This is a genomic window from Luteimicrobium sp. DT211 (assembly GCF_049844995.1).
GTDB lineage: Bacteria > Actinomycetota > Actinomycetes > Actinomycetales > Cellulomonadaceae > Luteimicrobium.
Genome location: NZ_JBNCMC010000002.1, coordinates 512122 through 535211 on the forward strand (window position 1 = coordinate 512122; position 23090 = coordinate 535211).

At 74.0% G+C, this 23090-nt stretch carries 20 protein-coding genes; 8 read left to right on the top strand and 12 right to left on the bottom strand.

Features of this window, described 5'->3' with window-relative positions; genetic code table 11:
- Positions 1–8: 8 nt before the first annotated feature.
- A complete protein-coding gene (locus tag ACLQ14_RS06500) occupies positions 9–2288 on the bottom strand; it encodes a DEAD/DEAH box helicase (protein WP_425811093.1) in 2280 nt (759 codons plus the stop codon).
- 62 nt (positions 2289–2350) lie between these two features.
- On the opposite strand from ACLQ14_RS06500, the gene ACLQ14_RS06505 reads away from it, so the two are divergent.
- Positions 2351–2833, top strand: coding sequence for a hypothetical protein (locus tag ACLQ14_RS06505; protein WP_425811095.1), 483 nt, complete (start codon positions 2351–2353; stop codon positions 2831–2833).
- A 92-nt stretch (positions 2834–2925) separates the two neighbouring features.
- On the opposite strand, the gene ACLQ14_RS06510 is transcribed toward ACLQ14_RS06505, so the two are convergent.
- The 3 genes from ACLQ14_RS06510 to ACLQ14_RS06520 form a co-directional block, all read right to left on the bottom strand.
- Positions 2926–3957, bottom strand: coding sequence for an NADPH:quinone reductase (locus ACLQ14_RS06510; RefSeq protein WP_425811097.1), 1032 nt, complete (start codon positions 3955–3957; stop codon positions 2926–2928).
- A gap of 69 nt (positions 3958–4026) precedes the next feature.
- The gene (locus ACLQ14_RS06515) at positions 4027–5469 is read right to left on the bottom strand and encodes a dihydrolipoyl dehydrogenase family protein (RefSeq protein ID WP_425811099.1); all 1443 of its coding nucleotides are present in this window, start codon (positions 5467–5469) and stop codon (positions 4027–4029) included.
- A 1-nt stretch (position 5470) separates the two neighbouring features.
- Positions 5471–6037 (bottom strand): hypothetical protein, encoded by a 567-nt coding sequence (locus ACLQ14_RS06520; RefSeq protein ID WP_425811101.1) that lies wholly within the window; start codon positions 6035–6037, stop codon positions 5471–5473.
- A 211-nt stretch (positions 6038–6248) separates the two neighbouring features.
- Here ACLQ14_RS06520 and ACLQ14_RS06525 point away from each other — a divergent pair, with 211 nt between their 5' ends.
- The 4 genes from ACLQ14_RS06525 to ACLQ14_RS06540 all read left to right on the top strand — a co-directional run bounded on the left by ACLQ14_RS06525 (position 6249) and on the right by ACLQ14_RS06540 (position 10096).
- Positions 6249–6863 carry a TetR/AcrR family transcriptional regulator gene (locus ACLQ14_RS06525; protein ID WP_425811103.1) on the top strand — a complete coding sequence of 205 codons (615 nt, stop codon included), beginning with the start codon at positions 6249–6251 and terminating at the stop codon, positions 6861–6863.
- 171 nt (positions 6864–7034) lie between these two features.
- Positions 7035–7871 (top strand): alpha/beta fold hydrolase, encoded by an 837-nt coding sequence (locus ACLQ14_RS06530; RefSeq protein WP_425811105.1) that lies wholly within the window; start codon positions 7035–7037, stop codon positions 7869–7871.
- A gap of 46 nt (positions 7872–7917) precedes the next feature.
- A complete protein-coding gene (locus ACLQ14_RS06535) occupies positions 7918–8346 on the top strand; it encodes an organic hydroperoxide resistance protein (protein ID WP_425811108.1) in 429 nt (142 codons plus the stop codon).
- A 145-nt stretch (positions 8347–8491) separates the two neighbouring features.
- Positions 8492–10096, top strand: a complete 1605-nt coding sequence (locus tag ACLQ14_RS06540) for a phosphodiester glycosidase family protein (protein ID WP_425811110.1) — start codon at positions 8492–8494, stop codon at positions 10094–10096.
- A gap of 49 nt (positions 10097–10145) precedes the next feature.
- Here ACLQ14_RS06540 and ACLQ14_RS06545 read toward each other — a convergent pair whose 3' ends face one another.
- Entirely contained in the window at positions 10146–11306 is a 1161-nt protein-coding gene (locus tag ACLQ14_RS06545; RefSeq protein WP_425811112.1) for an epoxide hydrolase family protein, read from the bottom strand.
- A gap of 104 nt (positions 11307–11410) precedes the next feature.
- On the opposite strand from ACLQ14_RS06545, the gene ACLQ14_RS06550 reads away from it, so the two are divergent.
- Positions 11411–12010, top strand: coding sequence for a TetR/AcrR family transcriptional regulator (locus ACLQ14_RS06550; protein ID WP_425811114.1), 600 nt, complete (start codon positions 11411–11413; stop codon positions 12008–12010).
- 87 nt (positions 12011–12097) lie between these two features.
- On the opposite strand, the gene ACLQ14_RS06555 is transcribed toward ACLQ14_RS06550, so the two are convergent.
- Positions 12098–12577: an ArsR/SmtB family transcription factor gene (locus tag ACLQ14_RS06555; RefSeq protein ID WP_425811116.1), complete on the bottom strand. Its 480-nt coding sequence runs from the start codon at positions 12575–12577 to the stop codon at positions 12098–12100.
- Between the two features lie 56 nt (positions 12578–12633).
- On the opposite strand from ACLQ14_RS06555, the gene ACLQ14_RS06560 reads away from it, so the two are divergent.
- Entirely contained in the window at positions 12634–13512 is an 879-nt protein-coding gene (locus tag ACLQ14_RS06560; RefSeq protein ID WP_425811118.1) for a S41 family peptidase, read from the top strand.
- Between the two features lie 37 nt (positions 13513–13549).
- Entirely contained in the window at positions 13550–14572 is a 1023-nt protein-coding gene (locus ACLQ14_RS06565) for an LLM class flavin-dependent oxidoreductase (protein ID WP_425811120.1), read from the top strand.
- 44 nt (positions 14573–14616) lie between these two features.
- Here the strand turns inward: ACLQ14_RS06565 and ACLQ14_RS06570 are convergent, their stop codons facing one another.
- Genes ACLQ14_RS06570 through ACLQ14_RS06595 form a run of 6 tightly spaced genes read right to left on the bottom strand, consistent with a single transcriptional unit; the run spans position 14617 to position 23085 of the window.
- Positions 14617–15720: an epoxide hydrolase family protein gene (locus tag ACLQ14_RS06570; protein ID WP_425811122.1), complete on the bottom strand. Its 1104-nt coding sequence runs from the start codon at positions 15718–15720 to the stop codon at positions 14617–14619.
- A gap of 60 nt (positions 15721–15780) precedes the next feature.
- Positions 15781–16440, bottom strand: a complete 660-nt coding sequence (locus tag ACLQ14_RS06575; RefSeq protein ID WP_425811124.1) for a class I SAM-dependent methyltransferase — start codon at positions 16438–16440, stop codon at positions 15781–15783.
- A gap of 35 nt (positions 16441–16475) precedes the next feature.
- Positions 16476–17471, bottom strand: a complete 996-nt coding sequence (locus tag ACLQ14_RS06580) for a LacI family DNA-binding transcriptional regulator (protein ID WP_425811126.1) — start codon at positions 17469–17471, stop codon at positions 16476–16478.
- A 9-nt stretch (positions 17472–17480) separates the two neighbouring features.
- Positions 17481–18884, bottom strand: a complete 1404-nt coding sequence (locus tag ACLQ14_RS06585; protein ID WP_425811128.1) for a Gfo/Idh/MocA family protein — start codon at positions 18882–18884, stop codon at positions 17481–17483.
- Complete coding sequence (locus ACLQ14_RS06590) at positions 18884–22159, bottom strand: hypothetical protein (RefSeq protein ID WP_425811130.1); 3276 nt, start codon at positions 22157–22159, stop codon at positions 18884–18886. The genes ACLQ14_RS06585 and ACLQ14_RS06590 overlap by 1 nt, the downstream gene beginning before the upstream one ends.
- A complete protein-coding gene (locus ACLQ14_RS06595; RefSeq protein WP_425811132.1) occupies positions 22156–23085 on the bottom strand; it encodes a carbohydrate ABC transporter permease in 930 nt (309 codons plus the stop codon). The genes ACLQ14_RS06590 and ACLQ14_RS06595 overlap by 4 nt, the downstream gene beginning before the upstream one ends.
- Positions 23086–23090: the final 5 nt, after the last annotated feature.

Sequence of the window (23090 nt, forward strand, 5' to 3'; positions counted from 1 at the left end):
GCAACATCTTACGCACGATTCCGCGGCAGAGCTGAGGGTCTCTCGAGCTCGTCCCACACCGGCCCGTACCCGAGCCTGGCCTGCTCCTGGGCGACGACGTCGCGCGCCAGCCCCGCCTCGGTCACGTCCACCGCCCGCACGGCGGCCGCGGCGACGCTCGACCGGCGCACGTAGTCGTCGAACACTTCCTGCTTGCCGGCGAGCAGCTCGACGATCCGCTCGTCGACGCCGTCCTCGGCGAGCAGCCGGTGCGCGTGCACGGTCCGCACCTGACCCATCCGGTGCAGCCGCGCGACGGCCTGCGCCTCCGCGGCGGGCGTGAGCTGCGGCTCGCACAGCACGACGACGCTGGCCGCCTGCAGGTTGAGCCCCGTCCCGCCCACGGCGACCTGGGCCACGAGGACCGCGCCGGCGTCGTCGGCGGTGAACGCGTCCACGACGCCCATGCGGTCCGCGACGGGCACGTCCCCGGTCAGCGGCCCGTGCACGCTCACGCCGGGTGTTCGCAGCGCCGCGACCGCAGTGTCGAGCACGTCCCGGAAGTACGAGAACACGACGACGCTGCGCCCCTCCTCGCGCGCCTCGGCGACGATCGCCACGAGCCGCTCCAGCTTCGCGCACGCCTTCGCGCCGCCGTCGGCACCCGCTACCCACGCCGCCTGCCGCATGGCCATGAGGTTCCCGGACGCGACGGCCTCCCGGTACGCGCGCTCGTCGGCGTCGGCGAGGCTCACCCAGTCGTCGGTGGCGACGACGTCGGGCAGCTCGACGAGCACGTCGGCCTGGTTGCGCCGCAGGTACACGGGCGCGACAACCTGCCGGAACGCGTCGGGACCCAGCAGCCCGAGGTGCCGCGGGAGCTGCGCGCCCAGGTCCGGCTGCAGGATCCTCACCAGCGACAGGAAGTCCTCGAGCCGGTTGTCCATGGGCGTCCCGGTGAGGAACAGGACCCGCCACACGAGCCGCGCCCACGTCCCGACCGCCTTGGCGCGCCGGGTGCGCGGGTTCTTGACGTAGTGCGCCTCGTCGACGACGAGCAGCCCCACCTCCCCCACCGACCCGTCGGTGGGCACGTGCGTGAGCGTCTCGAACGTCGTCAGCCCGACGCCGCCGTCCGCCGCCCACGCCTTGATGGCCTCGTCGCGGTCCTCGCCGTGGAGCCGGTGCGCGGTCAGCGTGGTGCGGGCCTCGACCTCGCGCGCCCAGTTCGCGAGCAGGCTCGCCGGGCAGACCACGAGGAACCGCTTCTGCCCGGCCGCGACCAGGTCGGACATGACCGCGAGCGCCTGGATGGTCTTGCCGAGGCCCATCTCGTCGCCGATGAGGCAGCGGCCCTGGTTGAGGGCGAACCGGGCGCCGAACTCCTGGTACCCGCGCAGGCCGACGCGCATGGCGCCGAGGTCGAGGGGACGGTCGTTCACGCGGTCGACGAGGTCGCGCGGAAGGAGCCCGCGCGCGGCGAGCACGGACCCGGCGGCCGGGGCGATCCCGACAAGCGTCGAGTAGTACTCGGCGGACCGCCTCTCGAAGTCTGCGGCGAGCTCGAAGACGCCGGGGTCGGGGCGCGCGGCGGCCTCCGCGAGGCCGTCGATGGTCTGCGGCAGCCGGCGGGCCACCACCGATGCGTCCCACTGCTGCAGCGAGGCGAGCGCGCCGGCCGTGGCTTTGCGCGTCGTTGGGCGGGCGAACCACAGCCGGGCGGCGTGCCGTGCCCGACGCGCGGCGGGCAGGGCGGCGGTCACCGTGGACGCGTAGTCGGCGAGGAGGGTGCGGTGCGGCTCGACGAGCGGGCGCAGCCGCATGATCCGGTGCAGCAGGGCGAGGAGCCGGTCCGCGCCGTCGGGGGTGGGAAGCCCGGCCCGGTCGAGCCCGATCCGCAGGGGCGTCGCCGCGACGGCGGCCTCGCTGAGCTGCCCGACGGCGGCCACGACTCCCCGCGCGGTCGTGTCGCCGACGCCGGGCAGTGCGGCGAGCGTGGCGGGCTCGACGTCGATGAGGTCGGCCGCGGTGAGGTACCCGCCGGCCTGGACGGCGGCGAGCCGCAGGTTCCGGTCGGTCATCTCGCCGAGGCGGTCCGTGTCGACGTGGGTGAGCTCCTCGCGGGCGCGGCGGCGCTCGTCGTCGTGCACCCAGCCGGCGACGGCGACGACCGCGCCGTCGAGATGGTCGAGGATCCCTTGGGCGACCGCGGCGAGACGCGCGTGGCGGTCCGTCAGGTCGCGCGCCCCGCGCCCCGACTCGAGCGGCGCGCCCCGTCCGCGAGGGGCAGGTGGCTGGGCGGTCGACACGAGCGTCAGGTTAGCCGCCCGGCGCCGTCGTGCGCCGTCGGACCGCCCCTATGCTGGCCGGCGTGGATCACCCCTGGATCGTCCTCGTCTGCGCGGTGATCGTGCTGTTCGCGATGGTTGTCGCCCTCCGCCGCCCCCGCTATCCCGAGTCCGGGCCGGTGGCATCGGGCGCGTCCCGGCCCCCGACCGGTCCCGTCACGCTGCCTGACGACGTCCGCGCCGAGATCGACCGGCTGGTCGCGCGGGACGACACCATCCGCGCGATCAAGCTCCTGCGCACCACGGTCCCCGGCCTGAGCCTCGTGGACGCGAAGAACCACGTCGACGCGTGGCGCACCACGGGACACACCGGAGTGATCGGCGTGCAGGGCACGGTCCCCGCCGACGGCGCCGCGACAGCTTGGGCGCCCGACGTCGTGGCCGACATCGACCGCTACATCACCGAGCGCAAGCCGATCCAGGCGATCAAGCTCGTGCGCGAGCACACCGGCTGGGGACTGCGCGAGGCCAAGGAATGGGTGGACGCCCGCACCGCCGGACGCTGACGCACCTCGGGCACCGCCGTCGACGTGCCCGAGAGGACGGAAGCCCGGCGGCCGCTGCCGTTCGTCGGGCGTGGCCACGGATCGTGCTTCGCTCAGGGTGCGGGGTTCACGTCGATCAGCACCTTGCCCACGGTGCCGGCCTCGACCGCGGCGTGCGCGTCGGCGGCACGCTCGAGCGGGAAGCGGGTGATCGGGAGCCCGGCCGCCTCGCCCACGCCGAGCTCCCCGTCCTCGAGCGCGCGGGTGATGTCCTCGGCCGCCGCGGCGACGGCGTCCCCGCCGACGGTGTAGAGGAGCAGGAACTGGTACCGGACGTTGAGCGCGAAGTGGGTCCGCACGTCGAGGGTGAGCTCGCCGCCCCCGTCCGTCGCGTACACGGCGACGGTGCCGTGGTTGGCCACGACGCTCGCGTTGAGGCCGGCGTTGCGCGCGGGTGAGACCTCGACGACGACGTCGACACCGTCGGGGGCGACCGAGCGGATCGCGTCGGCGGTGTCGCCCTCGCGGTAGTTGACGACGTGGTGCGCGCCCGCCGCGGTCGCCAGCGCAGCCTTGCGGGGGCCGCTCACGGTCGAGACGACCCGCGCACCCGACCAGCGGGCGAGCTGGATCGCCGCGTGGCCGACGGCGCCGGCGCCCCCGGCGACCAGGACGGTGCGCCCGCTGAGCGCTCCCGGGCCCAGCCGCGCGGGGCCGCCGTCGGCGACGGTGAGAGCGCGGTGCGCGGTCACGGCGGGAACGCCGAGGCTGGCCCCGACGTCGAGGCTCGCGGCATCCGGCAGGCGGACGACACGCTCGGCCGGCTGCACGGTGTAGTCCTGCGCGGTGCCGCTCGGTCGGCCGTGTGCGGCGAGCAGGACCCAGACGCGGTCGCCGACCTCGAGGCCGGTCACGCCGGTCCCGAGCGCATCCACGACGCCAGCGCCGTCCTGGTTCGGGACCACCTCGGGGAACGCGGCGGGGCGGCCGGGCCGCTCCCCCGCCCGTGCCTTCCAGTCGGTCGGGTTCACCCCGGACACCACGACCTTCACCCGCACCTCACCCCGGCCCGGCTCCGGGAGGTCGCGCTCCACGAGGTGCAGGACGGACGGCTCTCCGGTCTGCGAGTAGACGATCGCCCTCATGTCGGCAGGCTACCCGGCGGGGTGAGCGGCGGCTCGCGGTCCCGCCGCCGCAGCCGTCGAGAGCGCCCCCTACGCGGCCCGGCCGTACGTCTCCAGGAGCCGCAGCCAGATCTCGCTCATGGTCGGGTAGGCCGGGACCGCGTGCCAGAGCCGATCGACCGGGACCTCCGCGGCGATCGCGACGGTCGCGGCGTGGAGGAGCTTGGCGACGTCCGGGCCGACGACGGTGAACCCGACCACCACCTTCCGGTCCTGGTCGACGATCATCGACGCCCGGCCGGTGTACCCGTCGGCGTGCAGGGACGCGCCGGCGACGGCCCCGAGATCGTGCTCGACCACCCGGACGCGCAGCCCGGCCGCCGCGGCGGCGGCGGCCGTGTAGCCGACGCTCGCGACCTCCGGGTCGCTGAAGACCACCTGGGGCGTGGCGCGCTCGTCGGCCGTGGCCGCGTGCCTCCCCCACGGCGTCGTGTCGACCGGGCCGCCCGCAGCACGGGCGGCGAGGGCGTCGCCCAGCGCGCGGGCCTGGTACTTGCCCTGGTGGGTCTGCAGCGCGCGGCCGTTGACGTCGCCCGCGGCGTAGAGCCAGTCGCCGGCCGGCGTCCCGTCGTCGCGCACGACGCGCAGCGCGTCGTCGACCCGGAGCCAGCTGCCGGGCGTGAGCCCGACGGTCTCCAGACCGAGGTCACTGGTGCGGGGTGCCCGGCCGGTGGCGACGAGGAGCTCGTCGGCCTCGACGGTCGTGCCGTCGGTGAGCCCGACCTGCACCGTCCCGGCCCGGTCGCGGCGGACGGCGTCGGTCCCGACGTGCAGGTGCAGGGTCACGCCGCGGGCCTTCAGGGACTCGGCGACGAGGTCGCTCGCGAACGGCTCCACGGCGGGCAGCAGGCCGCCCCGGGCGATCAGCGTGACCTCTGCGCCGAGCGCCGCGTACGCGGTGGCCATCTCGGTCCCGACGACGCCGGCGCCGAGGATCGCCAGCCGACCGGGGACGGACGGGGAGGACGCCGCCTCCCGGCTCGTCCACGGGTCCGCGTCGGCCAGGCCGGGGATCCCGGGCAGCCGGGCGCTGCTGCCGGTGGCGACGACGACCGCGTGCCGCGCCTCGATGACGGACGTGCGCCCGTCGGTGCCCGTCACGGTGACGGTCCGCGGGGCGCTGATCCGCCCGTGCCCGCGGACGAGCGCGATGCCCGCCCCCTGCAGCCAGCCCGCCTGGCCGTCGTCCTGCCAGTGCTCCGCGAACGCGTCGCGACGGCGCAGGACGGCGGCCGGGTCGAGCTCGCCGGTGACGGCGGCACCCGACCCGGGCAGGCTCCGTGCGGCCCGCAGCGCCGCGGCGTCGCGCAGCAGCGCCTTGGTGGGCATGCAGGCCCAGTAGGAGCACTCGCCGCCGACGAGCTCGCTCTCCACGACGGCGACCGTGAGGCCGCCCTGGACGGCCCGGTCGGCGACGTTCTCGCCCACGGGTCCCGCGCCGATGACGACGACGTCGAAGGTGGTCGCGCTCATCTCAGCGGTCCTCCTTCGCGACGCGGCCCAGGCGCAGGGCGGAGGCGAGGAAGAAGACGCCACCGAGCGTGGCGTAGCCCGCGAGCGCCGTGAAGGTCGGGTCCGCACCGCCCGCCATGGCGACGAACCCCGCGCCGGCCAGCACCGAGATGCCGCCGCTGAGGATCATGGGCCACTGCCCGCCGAGGCGGTAGCGGGTGATCGCGACGGCGAGCTGCACGAGGCCGGCGGTGATCGCCCAGGCTCCCCACACGCGCAGCACGGCGGGGACGTCCGAGGCGGCGGCGATGCCCAGGCCGACGGCGGCCAGCAGGCTGAGCGCCATGTTGACGACGAGGCCGACGGCGGGCCGCTCGCTCCTGCTGGACCGGAAGTCGACGACGGCGGCGGCGACGTCGAACAGGGGGTACACGACGAGCAGCACCCCGACGAGCGGGCCGAGGCTCTTGCCGGCCGCGAGCAGCAGGGCCGCCCAGACGACGGCGAAGCCGAACCGGACGAGGTAGAGCCTGCGCAGCGAGACGGCGGTGGCGTGCGCGGAGGGCCGCGCGACGGTGGAGGTGGACATGGGACGACCTTTCGAGGAGTGCCGGGGCGTGCGCCCACGGCTTCGGACGAGGTAGTAGACGAACTAGTACCCCTACGCCGAGCGACAGTACCCACCACCAGCCGCCGCGCGCAAGAGAGGCGGGGGCACGTAGAGTGACCCGTCCGTCCACCTGGGCGCGTAGGCTTGAAATCACGCCGATACGCAGCAAGGACGGGAGCACGTCACCGAGATGAGCACGACCACCGCGAGCGCCGCCACGACCGGCGCGGCCGCCACCCCCTCGACGCGCGACCGCATCCTCGAGGCCGCCACGGAGCTCTTCTACGCGAACGGGATCCGTGCGGTCAGCGCCGACAAGATCATCGAGCGCGTCGGGATCACGAAGGTCACGTTCTACCGCCACTTCCGCACCAAGGACGACCTCGTCGTCGCCTATCTCGAGCGCCAGGCGGCCCGGGAGCGGGGGGCCCTGGAGGGCGTCCGCGCGTCGGCCGGCACGGACGCCGAGGCCTTCCGCTCGTTCGCCGAGCTGATCGGCACCGCGAGCTGCCAGCCGGGCTTCCGCGGCTGCGCGTTCATCAACGCGGCCGCCGAGTACGCCGACCCGGGCAGCGCGGTGCGTGCGATCGTCGCCGACCACCGCGCCTGGTACCGGGAGACGTTCGCCGAGATGCTCGGCAGCATGGGCGTGACCGACGTCGAGGACGCAGCAGACGAGGTGCTCATGCTGCGCGACGGCGCGATGGTCGCCGGCTACCTGAGCGAGGCGCCGCGCGTCGGCAGGGCGCTGGGCGCCGCCATCGCCGCCGTCGCGAGCGCGCACGGAGCGCCGAGCGCCCGGTAGTCCGCCGCCACACCAGCCAACGAGCCCCTCCCCAGCACCTGGGGAGGGGCTCGTTCTCGTTCGGCGCGAGGCTGCGCCCGTCGGCCGCCTTGCGCTTCTCGAGCATGCATGGCTAACGTAGACGTACTAGTTCGTCTACCGAGGCGAACCGTCACAGAAGAGAGAAGTCTCATGAGAGCTCAGTCCTCGAAGCGCCGGACGCTGGTCACGTTCGCAGGAGCCGCGATCAGCGGCGCGCTCGCCCTCGGAGTCGTCGCGAGCGCGGCGCAGGCCCAGCCGGGCCGGCACGACGGCGGCTCGGCCGAGAACCCGACCGTCGTCCTGGTGCACGGCGCCTTCGCCGACGCGAGCGGCTGGGGCGGCGTGATCACCAGGCTCGAGCACGACGGGTACCCGGTGCTCGCCGTCGCCAACCCGCTGCGCGACCTGGCGTCCGACGCGGCGTACGTCCGCAGCGTCGTCGACTCCATCGACGGCGACGTCGTCCTCGTCGGGCACTCGTACGGCGGCGGAGTCATCACCAACGCCGCCACGGGGGCCGACAACGTCGACGCCCTGGTCTACGTCGCCGCCTTCGCGCCTGACGAGGGCGAGACCGTCGGCCAGTTCAACGACCCGGTGAAGTACCCGGGCGGCGAGCTCACGACCGACTCCCTCGTCCTGCGGCCCTACCCCGGCGGCGTCGACGCCACCATCGACCCCGCCCGGTTCCGGCGGATCTTCGCCGCGGACCTGCCCGAGAAGCAGGCGAGCATCATGGCGGCGACCCAGCGACCGGCCGACGTCGCCGTCCTCGAGCAGCCGTCGGGCACGCCGGCGTGGAAGACGATCCCCAGCTGGTACCAGGTCTCGAACGACGACAAGGCCCTCTCGCCCGTCGCGCAGCGCTTCTTCGCCCACCGCATGGGCGCTCACACCAGTTCGATCAACGCCTCGCACGCCGGGTACGTCTCGCACCCGAAGGAGACCGCGGACGTCATCGAGGCGGCGGCCCGCGCAACCAGCTGAGCATCCGCCCACACCCCCACACCCTCAGAACGAAGGAGCAACCACCATGACCGACGGCCTGTACACCGCAGTGGCGACCTCGACCGGCGACGGCCGTGCCGGAGGCCGCGCCGTGACCGACGACGGCGCGCTGGACCTCACCCTCGCCGTCCCGACCGGCCTGGGCGGCCCCGGCGGCGGCACCAACCCCGAGCAGCTCTTCGCGGCCGGCTGGGCCTCGTGCTTCCACAGCGCCCTCAAGGGCGTCGCCGCGGCGCAGAGGGTCACCTTCTCCGACTCTGCGGTCGTCGCCGAGGTGAGCATCCACCCCGCCGACGACGGCGCGTTCGGCCTGAGCGCCGCGCTCCACGTCGAGCTCGCCGGGGTCGACCAGGGGACGGCCGATCACCTGGTCGAGGCCGCCCACAAGGTCTGCCCCTACTCGAACGCGACCCGCGGCAACATCCCCGTGACGATCGACGCGACGGTCGCCTGACCTCGACGCGACGGCAGGGCGCCCGGACGGCTCCGGCCTTCCGGGCGCCCTGCACTCTCGTCCTGTCGCGTTGCCCGCCGAGAGTTCACCTTCTCGTGCGCAACCGGCCATCCCCGCGGCCCACGCGGTTCCTAGCGTGACCGGCATGACCCTTCGCCTCGCGTCATCCCGCCGCGCCCGCCCGCTCGCCGCCGCGGGCGCCGTCGTCGCCGGCCTCGCCGCCGCCCTGGTCGCGGCCCCGACCGTCGCCTCCGCCGACCAGCACTCCCCGTCCTGGCTCTCGTCGATCAGCTGGTCGGCGACGACGCTCGCCCCCGGGGTGACGCTCCGCACCGGCACCCTCAGCGGCGCCCAGTCGGCGCCGTTCTGGACGGTCACCCTGCAGTCGAGCACGACGAACCGGCTCACGGGCAAGCCGGCGGCGACCGCCCTCGGCACCGCGGCCTGGGCGGACACGACGTCGCAGGCGCTGACCGCCGCCGGGTACACCCCGCGCCGGGACGACGTCGCCTGGCCCCGCTACGCGGACGTCGCCGGCGGCGTCCAGGGCGTGCGCGTCCGCACGGGCCACTACGCGACGCAGGCGCAGGCCGCCGCGGCCGTGACCGCGCTGAAGGTGCTCGGCCTCGCCGCCGTCGCCGAGTGGACGGGCTACGACGTCGACACCTCCCCCGACGGCGAGCGGATCCACGTCGCGACCATCGACCAGCGGGCCTTCCACGGGAACGTCTACGCGACGCACGGCGGCCCCATCGCGTCGCGCACCAAGCTCTCCGCGGTGACCGCGCAGCTCCAGGCGACCGTCGGCGTCAACGCAGGCTTCTTCGTCACCGCGGACGCCGACGGCTACCAGGGCGCGCCCACCGGCATCGCCGCGTACGAGGGCACGCTGCAGTCCCTGAACAACGGGCCGCGCAGCGCCGTCGTGCTCGGCGACGGTCCGGCCCGCATCGCCCGCCTGACGGCGACGGTCACGGTCCGCTCGGGCGGCGCGACGGAGGACGTCAACGGCATCAACCGGAAGCCGGGCGTCGTGCGCGACTGCGGCCGGCCCGGCGGGCTGCCGACCGCGGAGCCGCGCCAGGACATCACCTGCACGACGAGCTCCGAGCTGGTCCTGTTCACCCCGCAGCTCGGCGCCGCGCTCCCGACCGGCGACGGCGTGCAGGTCACGCTCGACGCGCACGACAAGGTCACCGCCGTCGGCACCCGCGGCGGCACCGTCCCCGCCGGGGGCACGGCGATCCAGGGCATCGGCAACGACGCGACCTGGCTGGCGGACCACGCCGTCGTCGGGAAGCCGCTGCGGATCAAGGAGAAGGTGCGCGACGAGGACGGGCGCAACGTCCCGCTCACCCGGCACACGTCCATCGCGAGCGCCGCACCCAACCTGCTGACCGACGGCCGCATCGACATCCCCGCCGCCGGCGAGGGCGTCATCGACCCGCTCGACCTGTCGTTCAACTTCGCGTGGGCCGAGGTGCGTCAGCCGCGCACCATGATCGCGACCGACGCGAAGGGCCGCCTGCTCCTCGTCACCGTCGACGGCCGCCAGCCCGGCGTCTCGGAGGGGCTGACCCTCGTCGAGGAGGCGCAGCTGCTGCGCAGCCTCGGCGCCGTGGACGCCATGAACCTCGACGGCGGCGGCTCGACAGCGATCGCCACGAACGGCACGCTGCTCAACACGACGTCCGACGCGACGGGCGAGCGCGCCGACGGCGACTTCATCGTCGCGGTCCCCGCGAGCTGACCCCCCCATCGATCAGGCCGTATGCCCGCAGCGGAGGGACGGCCCGGCATCAGGACCGCAGGCTCCGCAGGCCTGTCCGGATCTCGCCGACCAGGATGTCGGGCTGTTCCAGCGCCGCGAAGTGCCCGCCCCGCTCTGCCTCGCCGTAGTGGATCAGGGTGCTGTAGGTGTCCTCGATCCAGCTTCGCGGCAGGAGCGGGATGTCCTTGGGGAAGACGGTCACCGCGACGGGCAGCGTCAGCTTCGGGCCGGCGAGGGTGCCGGAGCTGTTCTCCCAGTAGATGCGCCCGGACGACGCGGCGCTGTTGGTGAACCAGTAGAGGGAGATCGCGTCGAGCATGTCGTCCACGCTGAGGGCGTCCTCGGCGAGCCCGTCGTTGTCGGTCTTGGACTGGAACTTCTCGTAGATCCACGCCGCCTGCCCGGCGGGAGAGTCCGCCAGCGCGATCCCCACGGTCTCCGGCTTGGTGCGCTGCAGGTGGTTCGACCCACCGAGCTCGCCGGTGTAGAAGGCGAGGGTCTCCACGGCGTGCCGCTGCTCGGGCAACAGCGCGTCGGGGATCTGGGCGGGGAACGCGTACGGGGTGTTGAGGTGGATCCCGACGAGCCCCTCGGGCTCCATGGCGCCGAGCGCGGTGGTGACGACGGCGCCCCAGTCGCCGCCTTGAGCGGCCCATCGCGTGTAGCCGAGCCGCCTCATCAGCTCTGCCCACGCCCTCGCGACGCGCGAGACGTCCCACCCGGTCCGTGCGGGCTTCTGGGAGAACCCGAACCCGGGGAGCGACGGGACGACGACGTCGAACGAGTCGGCGGCGTCTCCCCCGAACGCGACCGGATCCGTCAGCGGGCCGATCAGGTTCAGGAACTCGACGATCGAACCCGGCCACCCGTGCGTGAGGACGAGCGGCAGCGCACCGGGGTTCTTGGACCTGACGTGGATGAAGTGGATGTCCAGGCCGTCGATCTCGGTGAGGAACTGGGGGAACCGGTTGAGCCGGGACTCGAAGCGCCGCCAGTCGTAGCGGTGCTGCCAGTGGTCGACCAGAGCCCGGGCGTTCGCCACGCGGACCCCTTGCGACCAGTCGTCCACCGTCTCGGGGTCGGGCCAGCGGGTCCTGGCGAGCCGCTGCGTCAGGTCGTCGATCTCCGCGTCAGCGATCGAGACGGTGAACGGGCGGACGAGGGTCGGGTCCGACGCTGTCGGTGTCATGGTCGTGGTCTCTTCTCGTGAGGGTCGAAGCGCAGCACAACCCTCCGCTGCACACTGGTGTGCAGCGTATGCCCCTTGCACACCAGTGTGCAAGGATGGGCGCCGTGCCCACCGAGTCCTCCCGTGCGCGCTCGACGACAGAGACACGCGACCGCATCCTCGACGTCGCCCTCGTGGTGCTGGGCCGGGAGCCCGACGCCGGGATGGGCGAGATCGCTGCGGCCGCCGGCGTCGTCCGACGCACGGTCTACGGCCACTTCCCCTCACGACTGGACCTCGTCCGGACCCTCACGGAGCGGGCCGTCGCCGAGATGACGGCCGTGCTCGCCGAGGTCGACTCCCCCGATGCGGACGCGGACGCGACGTGGGCCGGGTTCGTGGCGCGCGTCTGGCCGGTGGCGCACCGGTACCGCGTGCTGGTGGCGCTGCGGCGCGGCGAGTACGGGGAGACGATCCACGGCCTGCTCGGGCCCCTCGACGAACGGCTCGCCGACCTCGTGAGACGAGGCCAGGAGGCCGGCACGTTCGCGCGGCACCTGCCCGCCGGCAGCCTGAGCCAGCTCGCCTACGGCGTGGTGTTCGCCGTCGCCGACGACGGCCGGTCGGACGAGACCGTCGGCGCCCGCGCCGCGACGATCACCAGCCTGCTGCTGCTCGGAGTGCCCGAGCCGCGCGCGCTCGCCCTCGTGGGCGACCGGCCCTGACCGGCGTCGCACGGGCCCGGCCGTCGGCCACCGCCGCGACAGGTCTCGCCGACGTCGACGGCACCCACGGCGCGCCTCGACGAGGACCTACCGCCCGTACACGCTGACGAGGACGCCGTAGGACGCCTCCCGCTCCCCCGCGGGCTCGAGCTCGGTGACGACCCGGTCGAGGTGCCGGGCGAGCGCCTCCGCCTGCCGGCGCGTGAGCCGGATCGTCCGGTGGTTGAGCAGCGGGTCGCGCGCGGCCGCGACCTCCTCCGCGACGGACGACAGCAGCGCGCGCGTGGCGTCCGTCGCGCTGGAGTCCAGCTGGAGCCGGGACGTGACGGCGACGTAGTACTGCTCGGTGCCGCCGCGGACGGTCCGGGCGCGCCCCGGGGCGAGCAGGCCCACCGCCACCAGCACCTTCACGTGGTGCGCGACGTTGCCCTTGTTGGTCGCGAGACGGTTCGCGAGCTGGCTGACGGTGGCGCCGGCCGCCCCGGTCTCGCGCCAGATCCGCTGCCGCATCGGGTGCCCCAGGGCGCTGAGCTGGGCCGGGGTGGCGAGGTCCGTGTCGTCGGTCACGAATCAAGCGTCAAGAGCGCTGGACGCTTTGTCAACGCGACCCGTTGACTGGCGCCATGCTCGTCACCCGCATCCAAGACCTCGTCCGCGACCACTACGTCTTCCCCGACGTGGCGGCCCAGATCTGCGCCGCGCTCGACGGCGTCCGCCTCCCCGGCGACGACGACGCCGTCACCGCGGACGTCCTCACCACCGCCCTGCAGTCGATCAACGGCGACCGCCACCTGCGCGTCCGGCACTACCCCGACGGCGTGCCCCCGACCGACGACGACGCGACCGTGGACGCCTGGTTCGACGAGCTGGTCCGCACGCAGGGCCCCGGGATCACGGAGGTCCGCCGGCTCGACGGCAACGTCGGGCTGATCGGCGTCGGACCCGTCGTCCCGCTCCCGGAGCACGTCGGACCGGCCGCCGCCGCGGCGTTCGGCCTGCTGTGCGGCGTCACCCGGATGGTCCTCGACCTGCGCGCGTGCGTGGGAGGCGTACCGGAGTCGGTCGCCCTGATCGTCAGCCACCTCACGGGCGACGAGCCCGTCCACCTGCAGGACCTCGTCAACCGCGACGGCACGACCACCGCCGCGTGGACCACGCCGTCGGTCGCGCCCAGGCTGCCGGCGGGCGTCCCGGTCGACGTCCTGACGAGCGCCCGCACGTTCAGCGGCGGCGAGGAGCTCGCCTACGACCTCCAGGCCCTCGGCCGTGCGCGCATCGTCGGCGAGACGACCGGTGGCGGCGCCCACCCTCGCGACGCGTTCGACCTCGGCCCCCACCTCCAGCTCCACGTGCCCATCGCCCGGTCCGTCAATGCGGTCACGGGCACCAACTGGGAGGGCATCGGCGTCGTCCCGGACCTCCCGTGCCGCGCCGAGGACGCCCTCGAGGCCGCCCTGTCGACGCCGGCCGGCGTCCCCGGCGTCGACGCGAGGTTCTCGTAGCGGAATACCCGGCGAGCGGCTCGCGGTTCCGACTGACGTGACCAAGAAGATCGGCTTCCTCTCGTTCGGCCACTGGACCGCGCACCCGACGTCGGCGACGCAGTCGGCGTCGGACGCGCTGCTCCAGAGCATCGACCTCGCGGTGGCGGCGGAGGAGCTCGGCGCCGACGGCGCCTACTTCCGCGTCCACCACTTCGCGCGCCAGCTCGGCTCGCCGTTCCCGCTGCTCGCGGCGGTGGGCGCCCGGACGAGCCGGATCGAGATCGGCACCGGCGTCATCGACATGCGGTACGCGAACCCGCTGGCGTTCGCCGAGGACGCGGGAGCGGCCGACCTGATCGCGGGCGGCAGGCTGCAGCTCGGCATCTCGCGCGGGTCACCCGAGCAGGTCGTCGACGGCTGGCGGTACTTCGGCTTCGAGCCCGCCGACGGCGAGACCCAGGCCGACATGGCGCGCCGCCACACGAAGGTCGCGCTCGAGGTGCTCGAGGGCAAGCAGTTCGCGCAGCCGAACCCGCGGCCGATGTTCCCCAACCCGCCGGGGCTCCTGCGGATCGAGCCGTACTCCGAGGGGCTGCGCGAGCGCATCTGGTGGGGCGCCGGCTCGGACGCGACCGCGCGCTGGGCGGCGAGCGAGGGCATGAACCTCATGTCGTCGACGCTCAAGGACGACGAGTCCGGCGAGCCGTTCCACGTGCAGCAGCGCAAGCAGATCGAGGCGTTCCGCGACGAGTGGGCGCAGCACGACCACGGCTTCGAGCCGCGCGTCTCGGTGTCGCGGTCGATCTTCGCGATCACCAACGACCTGGACCGCCGGTACTTCCTCGGCGGCGGGGACGGCGACGACCAGTTCGGGTACATCGACAGCACCCGCGCGGTGTTCGGCCGCTCCTACGCGGACGAGCCCGACGCGCTCGTCGAGGACCTGCGCCGCGACGAGGCGCTCGCCGCGGCCGACACGCTCCTGCTCACCGTCCCCAACCAGCTCGGCGTCGCGTACAACGCGCACGTCATCGAGTCGATCCTCACGCAGGTGGCGCCCGCCCTCGGCTGGCGCTGAGTCCCCGCCCGACGTCGTCGGGCACGCCCGCGAGCGCCGTCCGGTCAGCCGGAGAGGCCGGCGGCGAACGCGTGGAGGTCGGTGGCGAGGAGCTCCGGCTGCTCGTGGGGTGCGAAGTGCCCGCCGCGCTCGAAGCGCGTGTACCGGACGACGCGGTAGGTCCGTTCGGCGTACTCGCGCGGCGGGACGGCGAGGTCGTGCGGGAATGCGGCGACCGCCGTCGGGACGTCGCCCATGACGGGGCGCTGCGTGGGGTGGGCCAGGTAGTCGTAGTAGGGCTTGAACGACGTGCCGATGGTGTTCGTGAACCAGTAGAGCGACGCCTGGACGAGGATGTCGTCGTCGGTCCAGCGGGTGCTGACGTCGCCGTGGTCGTCGCTCCAGGCGCGGTACTTCTCGAGGATCCAGGCGAGCAGCCCGACGGGCGAGTCGCTGAGCCCGGAGGCGAGCGTGAGGGGCCGGGTCTGCTGCTGGTGCTCGTAGGCGCCCTCGTCGGCGGTCCAGGCCTCGATCCCCGCGAGGTAGGCCACCTCGTCCGGCGTGAGGTCGCTGTGGTCGGGCGCCCCCATGACGGCCATGAGGTGGATCCCGGCGACGGCGTCCGGGTGGGCGGCGCCGAGGCGTGAGGTGACGCCGGCACCGAGGTCGCCGCCGTGGGCGACGTAGCGGTCGTAGCCCAGTCCGGTCATGAGCCGGTGCCAGAGCTCGTGCGTCGGGAAGGCGGCGAGCGCCTCGGCCGGCGGGTCGGAGAACGTGAACCCGGGCAGCGACGGCACGACGACGTCGTGCCCGAGGTCCGCGAGCAGGTGCGCGACGGGGATCAGCTCGGCGAAGCTGCTCGGCCACCCGTTGGTGAGGACCACGGGCAGCCCCGTCGGCACCTCGGCCAGGACGTGCAGGAAATGGACCCGCTGCCCCTCGAACGTCGCGACCCGCTGCGGCTCGGCATTGAGGCGCCGCTCGTGCGCGCGCCAGTCGAAGCCTCGCGCCCAGTGGTCGACGAGGCGCTCGAGGAGGTCGCGGTCCGTCCCGGCGGCCCAGGCGGGCTCGGGCCATCGGCGCGGCCAGCGGGTGGCCTCGAGCCGGCGGCGCAGGTCCGCGACGTCTTCCTCGGGCACGGCGATGGTGAACTCGGTGACGTCGAGCATGGTGTCCCTTCTGCGTCTGGGCGGCTGGGGCGCGAGCGCCCGCCGTGCCGGCGACGGCGTTCAACCGCGCCGGAACTCCGCCCGCCACAGCCCGCCGCCGCCGCCCGAGCCGCCCAGCTCCTCGACCTGCACCGCCGACAACCCGCGCCTGCCGAACGCCTCGATCTCCGCGCGGGTCAGCGGCCAGGGCGGGCCGTCGTCGTCGGGCTCGGAGGCCGCCGCCTGGATCGCGAGCAGCGTCCCGCCCGGTGCGACGAGCGCCCGGACGCCCGCGGTCAGCTGGCCGCGGACGCTGCGGTTCACCGCCTGGACGGTGTAGATCTCGACCACGAGGTCGAAGGCTGCGACCCACTCGGCCGGCAGGTCGAGCAGGTCGCCGACGGCGTAGGTCACCGGCGAGCCCGGGTGCCGCTCGCGCGCGGCGGCGATCGCGGACGGCGAGATGTCGAACGCCGTGGTCTCGTAGCCGAGCCCGGCGAGGAGCTCGGCGTCCGCCCCGAGCCCGCAGCCGACGACGACGGCGCTCCCCCGCGCCTCGCCCGGTGCCGGGAGGCCCGGCCACGACGCGAGCGCCGGGTGCGGGTCGTCGTGGTCCCACGGCGTCGTGACGTCGCCGTCGCCCGCCGACGCCCAGAGCCGCTCGAACCAGCCGGTCGGATCGTGCGGGTCGGCGCCCGCGAGCACGTCGGCCTCGGACTGCCAGCGGCGGGGCTCGGTCATGGCGTCGACCCTAGTAGGCCGCCCGGCGCGAGCGCTCAGGTCGACGGCCCGAGCACGAGGGCCGGCTCGACGAACCGCTCGCCCCCGTGCGCCGCCGGGTCGATGACGTTGTCTGCCGCTACGCGTCCGACGCCGGTCAGGTCGAGGTCGACGGTGGTGAGCCGGCGCAGCTTCTGGTCCACGACGACCTCCTCCCAGTTGTCCACGCCGACGACGGCGACGTCGTCGGGCACGCGGCGCCCGCTGGCCTCGAGCGCGTCGAGCACGCCGAACGCGATGTGGTCGTTGCCGCAGAAGATCCCGTCGACCGGAACCGGCCCGTCGTCGAGGATCTCGACGGCACGCTCGCCCCATTCGCGACGCCACGTGCCGTGCAGCGTCGTCACCGCCTCGGTGCCGGCCTCCGCGAGCGCCCGTCGGAACCCCTCCTCCCGTCGGCGCACGGCGAGGTCGTCGGCGTCGGCGGTGACGTGCGCGATGCTCGTGCGGCCCCGCTCCAGCAGGTGTCGGCCCGCGAGGTACCCGGCCCGCTCGTTGTCGGGCAGGAACACGACGTCGTCGGGGTCGTCGGTCGCCGCGAACGCGTAGGTGACGGGGACGTCGAAGTGGTGGGTGATCGACGGCGTGAGCCTCGCGTAGCCGGACCCGACGACGAGCAGCCCGTCGATGCGCCGGTCCTGCAGCGTGCGGACGCTCTCAGCCATGTCGCGGTGGGCGTCGATGCGGCCGTCGAAGACGAGCACCGCGCGTTCCCTGCTCCCCAGGCGCAGGATCGCACCCATCACGACGGGCCGGGAGAAGGTGGCGGTCGCGCGGTGGGTGAGGAGGCCGACGGTCCGGCTGCGGCCCGACGCGAACGACAGGGCGAGCGCGTTGGGGCGGAAGTCGAGCCGCTCGGCCGCTTCCCGGACGCGGGCCTTCGTCGCCGGCGAGACCACCGGGCTGTCGTTGAGCGCCTTGGACGCGGTCGCCTTGGACACGCCGGCGACGGCCGCCACGTCGCTCAGGCGCACGGCCCGTTGTGTCGCCATGCCGTGATCCTAACGAGCCGCGGCCGGGCGCCCGTGGACCCCGGCGCGTTCGGCTCCGCCGCGGACGAACGCCGATCGCGCCGCACCGAACGGCAGCTCGTCGACGACGACGGGCAGACCGCCGGCGAGCGAGGCGTTCCCGGCCACGCCGACCGCGACCGCCCGGACGCCGTCGAGCCACGACGCCGCACGGCCGAGGTCGTCGTCCCGCGCGCCGAGGAAGACGTCGCGCAGCAGCGCGTCGTCCGCCCCACCGTGGCCCCCCGCCACCTGGGGGACCGCGACCTCGCGCGCCGCCTCGAAGTGCTGCTGCACGACCAACCGCTCCCCCGTCGGCCGCAGCGCCGCACCGCCGGCGGCGTCGCCCTGGGCGGTCGGGTCGACAGGCCCACGGGCTCCGTCGGCGACGACGGCGCCGCGCTCCACGACGGACAGCTCCGCACGCCCCTTCGTGCCGTTGAGGGCGACGGTGTACCCCTCCCACGGCGAGTGTGCGTTGAGGGAGTACGTCATGGTCGCTCCCCGCGCGTAGTCCACGACGACGGCGAGGTTGTCCTCGATGTCGATGCCGGGCCCGAACACGTCCCGGTCGCGCAGGTACCCGTCGTACGCCTCCTGCTCGTGGTACAGCCCGCTCAGGACGTCGTGCTCGCGCAGGTCGAGCGCGAACGGGTCGAGGTGGGCCCCGTCGAAGGTGCCGCGGGCCGGGCGCTCCCCCAGCCCGCGACGCTCGGCGTTCTCGGCGCCGTAGAAGCGCAGGCCGCCGCTGGCGAAGACGCGGGTCGGGACGTCGGACAGCCACCAGTTGACCAGGTCGAAGTGGTGGGACGACTTGTGGACGAGAAGCCCGCCGGAGTTCCGCTTCTCCCGGTGCCAGCGACGGAAGTAGTCGGCGCCGTGCGAGGTGTCGAGCAGCCACTCGAAGTGGACGGACGTGACCTCGCCGATGTCGCCCCGCGCGACGACCTCCTTGAGCGCCGCGTTCCGCGGCGAGTAGCGGTAGTTGAACGTCGTGACGACGGCGCGGCCGGTGCGCTCGACGGCGTCGGCGATGCGGCGCACACCGTCGGCGTCGGTGGTCAGCGGCTTCTCCACGACGACGTCGGCGCCGCCGTCGAGGGCCGCGGCCACGATGTCGGCGTGCGTCCGGTCGGGGGCGGTGACGATGACGCGCTCGATGCCCAGCCGGGCGACCTCGGACGCGAGCCGCTCGAGGTCGACCCGCATCGGAGCGGCGAGCCCCGCCTCGGTGAGCTGCCGCTCGTTCCAGTCCAGCCGCCCCGCGTTGGTGTCCCCCCAGGCCACCAGCTCTGCCTGCGCGGCGTAGGGGCCCGACAGCGCCTCCAGATAGAGCTGGGCGCGGGCGCCGGTGCCGATCAGCGCGTACCGGGTGGTGGTGGTCGTGTGGGTCATCACAGTCCTCTCGGCGCGACGGGGACGTCGTGCCATCGGTGGGAGCAACGCAGAGCAGGTGCGGGCAGGTTGGTCGGGGCCGGTGGCGTCGCGCCGGGGGCGGCACAGGGGACGTCGTGCGAGGGGGCTCCGACAGGGACGACGGGGAGGAACAGCGCGGCGTCCTTGCTCGCCCCGATGCCGCCGCCCCACTGCAGGAACCCCTCACGGGTGCCGCCGTCGTCGTCGTTGACCAGGATCGAGAACGAGAAGGCGCCATCGGCCGGGTCGATGCCGAGCACGTCCCACGGCACCACGACGTCGTAGGTCGTCGTGCCGTCCGCACGTGCGACCTGCGTCGTCGCGTCGACCTCGGGGCCGACCGGTGCCGTGTACCGGTAGACGCTCGGGGCCGCCAGGTCCGGGTGGATCCCCAGCTCGACCCGCGAGCCGGGGTCCTGTCCCGGAAGTCCGCGGCCGACGGCGAACTGAATCGAGTCGCCGTCCCAGAGCCGATCGGCCGTCGCGGCGGGTCGGTGGTCGGTGTCCCGCACAGCGGCGTGCAGACGGAGCCCCTCCTCGCTCCACGAGAGCGCGAACGTGCCGCTCAGGTCGTCGTCGTCGGGCACCCCGCCGCTCAGGGCGACGTACGTGCCCCGGGCCTTCCAGTCGACCGTGACGGCATTCGCGGGGTCGTCGGCGACCGGGGCCAGGGCTGTCGTCCCCACGAGTCGTCGCTGCTCGCCCCCGGCCGCCGCCGTCACCGTGAACGGGTAGGGCTGCCAGGTGTCGAGCGGGGCTTCGATCGCGAAGGAGGCCATGGCGCCGGGGGCGACCGCGAGCGCCGGCAGGGTGCCGGACCGGTCGCCGAGTGTCCAGGAGATGTCGTCGACATCGACCGGGTCGGCTCCGACGTTCGCCGCCCGGAGGGACGGCCGGACCGTGCCGTCGGCGTCCTGGCCCGGCCCGAAGGCGAGGACGGGGTTCTCGACGACGTCGACCGAACCGGCGACGTAGGCGACGACCGCGTCCGCGCTGCGCACCGTCGTCGTGACCGGGTGCGTGCCGAGCTCCCGCAGAGGCTCCAGCGGGAGCGCGCCCTCCGCCACGTCGCCCGTCCCGGTCAGAGTGGTGCCGGCACCGACCGGCCCGACGACGCTCACGTCGCCCGTCATGTCGAGCGCGCCCCGTTCGACGGTGACGGGGGCGTCGACGCCCGTGTCGAGGGGCACCTCCTCCGGGAGCCCGACATGCACGGCGGGGGCGGCGACGACGGCCGGGGTGCCAACCGCACCGGACACGAACACGGGGTCTGCGTCGACGGTCAGCTCGACGCGCGAGTTCGGCCGCGCGCGCCACGAGCGGCCGTCGCCGCGCACCACCCGCGCCGACGCGCCGGTCTCGACCGCGACCGTCACCGGTGCGTCGGTCGCCCACACCATCCGGACGACCTGGCCCGCGGCGTCGACGTAGTCGGCCGTGATCGCACCGTCGAGGCGACGCAGCTGCGCGAGCGTGCGTCTCGCGGTAAGGCGGTCGAAGACCGCGAGCGCCGGGTAGGCGGGCTTGGGTGTGAGCGCCGTGCCTCCGTCGGCGGGCCTCCGGACGAGGCCGAAGTTGTGCTCCGTCTCCGCTGGGTTCACCCCGGAGTCGATCAGCTCGTAGAAGACGACCCGCTCGACGCCGGCGGCCTCCAGCAGCGCTGCCGAACGGACGACGAACGCCGCCTGCTGCTGCTCCGTCGTCCCGCCGGTGGTCGTCGTCCAGCCGTGTTCGGTCAGCCAGATGGGGAGGTGCACGCCGGGCGGCGCGTACTGGTCGACGAGCCGGCGGAGGGTCGCGACGCCCGCCTCCGCCCTGCCCTCGGGTGCGACGGGGAAGTCGTACGTGTGGTAGCTGACGGCATCGAGGTAGTCAAGGCCCCCGAGGGCGAACAGGTCCTCCATGAAGTCCCACCTCGCGCCGGCGAGGACGGGCCCCACGACGCGAGCCCCCGGGGCCGCGTGGTGCACTGCGTCCGCTGTTGGTGCGAGCAGGGCTAGGTAGCAGGCGGCCGTCGTCCCGCACGCACCGGTGTTGAAGCTGTCGTTGAACTCGTTGTAGATCTCGTAGTCCACGTCGGAGCCGTAGTGGGCGGCCGCCGCGGCGGCGTAGCGCGCGAACGCGGCGATGCCCTCCGGCGAGCTCGGCGTCGTTCCGTCGTCGTACCAGCGGCTGGCGTAGGCGAGGATGACCAGGGGCCTCTCGCCGCGGGACTTCGCGGCCGCGACCTGGGCATCGAACAGCGCGGGGAACTCGTAGACGCCCGGGGACGTCTCGACCGTATCCCAGGACGGGCCCTCGCGCATCGTTCCGGCGCCGAGGGGCGCCATGAGCGCGTCGACCTGCTCGACCGAGTAGCGGTTGACGTGCACCGCCAGGCCGACCTGCCGGTCGGCCGTGGGGACCGCCGCGGCCGGGGCGTCGAGGATCGCGAGCGTCGCGGTGCGGGTCGTCGGAGACGGCGCGTCGACGCCCAGTGTGAGCTCGTAGTAGCCGGCGGGCAGGGCCGAAAGGTCGATCGAGGCTCCGCCGTCCGTGACCGTCACTCGGCCGGTGTCGAGGCGCTGCCCGGAGGACGCACGGAGGTCCCACGCCACCGTCTGCCCGGTCGTGGTCACGCCGACGTGGGCGTCGCCCGAGGAGTACACGAGGGCCGGGTCGGAGAACGCCAGGGCGCCGGGCGGCGGCTCGTGCTCCTCGAACGAGGGGTTCACCACGAGGTTCTGGTCGTCGCCGGCGACGGCCACGTGCACGTCGTCGAGCCAGACGGTTCCCGCGCCGCGGACGAGGAACCGCATGACGAACGACATGCTGCCCGCCGGCTGGGTGTAGCTCCACGCGAGCCGCGTCCAGCCGTTCGTCCCGGCCGGCAACTCGACCCGCTCGCTGTGGTCGCTGCTCAGCACGACGTACGCGGCACCGGCGGAGGAAAGGTTCTCGGTGCGGACCCAGACACTCATGTCGTACGTGACGCCGCCGTTCGCGCGGACACTCTGGCGCAGGTCGACGTAGGAGGTCGAGTAGAGCGAGTCGAAGTCGACCCGCGCCGAGGTCGCGCCCTCGTGACCGGTAGCGGTGTCGGCCGCGATCACGAAGTCGGGGCTACCGGACACGGTCGTCGTCCAGCCGTCGAACGTGTCGGACGCTGCGAGGTCCGCGTGAGCGGTGGCCGGGAGTGCCATGAGCAGCCCGCCGAGGAGCGCCACCAGAGCCAGGACCGCGAGGACGGCGCGCGGCGTCCGGGTCGCCGTCATCCCTTCACCGCCCCGGCCTGTCCCGCGCTGCGCAGGAACTGGCGCTGGAACAGGACGAACAGCAGCACCGGGATCACCACCGAGATGAACATCCCTGCCATGAGCAGGTGCGTCGGTGCGGTCTCGCTCACCCGGAACAGGCCGACCGACAGCGGCTGCTTGTCGGGCGAGGGCAGCACGAGCATCGGCCACAGGAACTCCTTCCACGACGCCACGATCGTCAGGAGCGAGACGACACCGACGACGGGTCGCGACAGCGGCAGCACGATCGCCCAGAACACGCGGAACACTCCCGCGCCGTCGATCCGCGCCGCCTCGAATACGTCGCGCGGCAGCCGGTCGAAGAACCGAGCCACGAGGAGCACGTTGAAAGCGCTCGCCGCGCTCGGCAGCCACACCGCCCAAAAGGTGTTGACGAGGCTGACGTGGACCAGCGGCACGTCGAGCACGGTCACGTACAGGGAGATCAGCGACACGACCCCGGGGATGAACAGGGTCGCGAGGACGGCGGCGTTGACCACCCTCGCGTAGCGGGGACGCAGCACCGCGATGCCGTAGCCGCCCGTCAGAGCCACGAGGAGCCCGAAGAACCAGCAGCCCGCCGACATCCAGACCGTGTTCAGCAGGTACTGCCCGACGTGGATCTGGGTCCACGCGTCGTGGAGGTTGTGCCACTGGATGCCGCTCGGAAACCAGGCGAACGGCTCCCGGAGGATGTCCTGGCTGGTGGACAGCGCGGCCTTGAGGAGCCAGAGCAGCGGACCCAGGGCCACGACGCACAGCGCGGCGATGAGGACCGCGGTCATGACGCGCGACGTCAGTCGGACGCTGCGTCGCGACCGGTCCAGGGTCGAGACGTTGGAGCGCTCGTCGGGGTCGTCGGCGCGGGGCGCACGCCGGCCCACGGGTCGCACGGTGGACGTCACGGAGG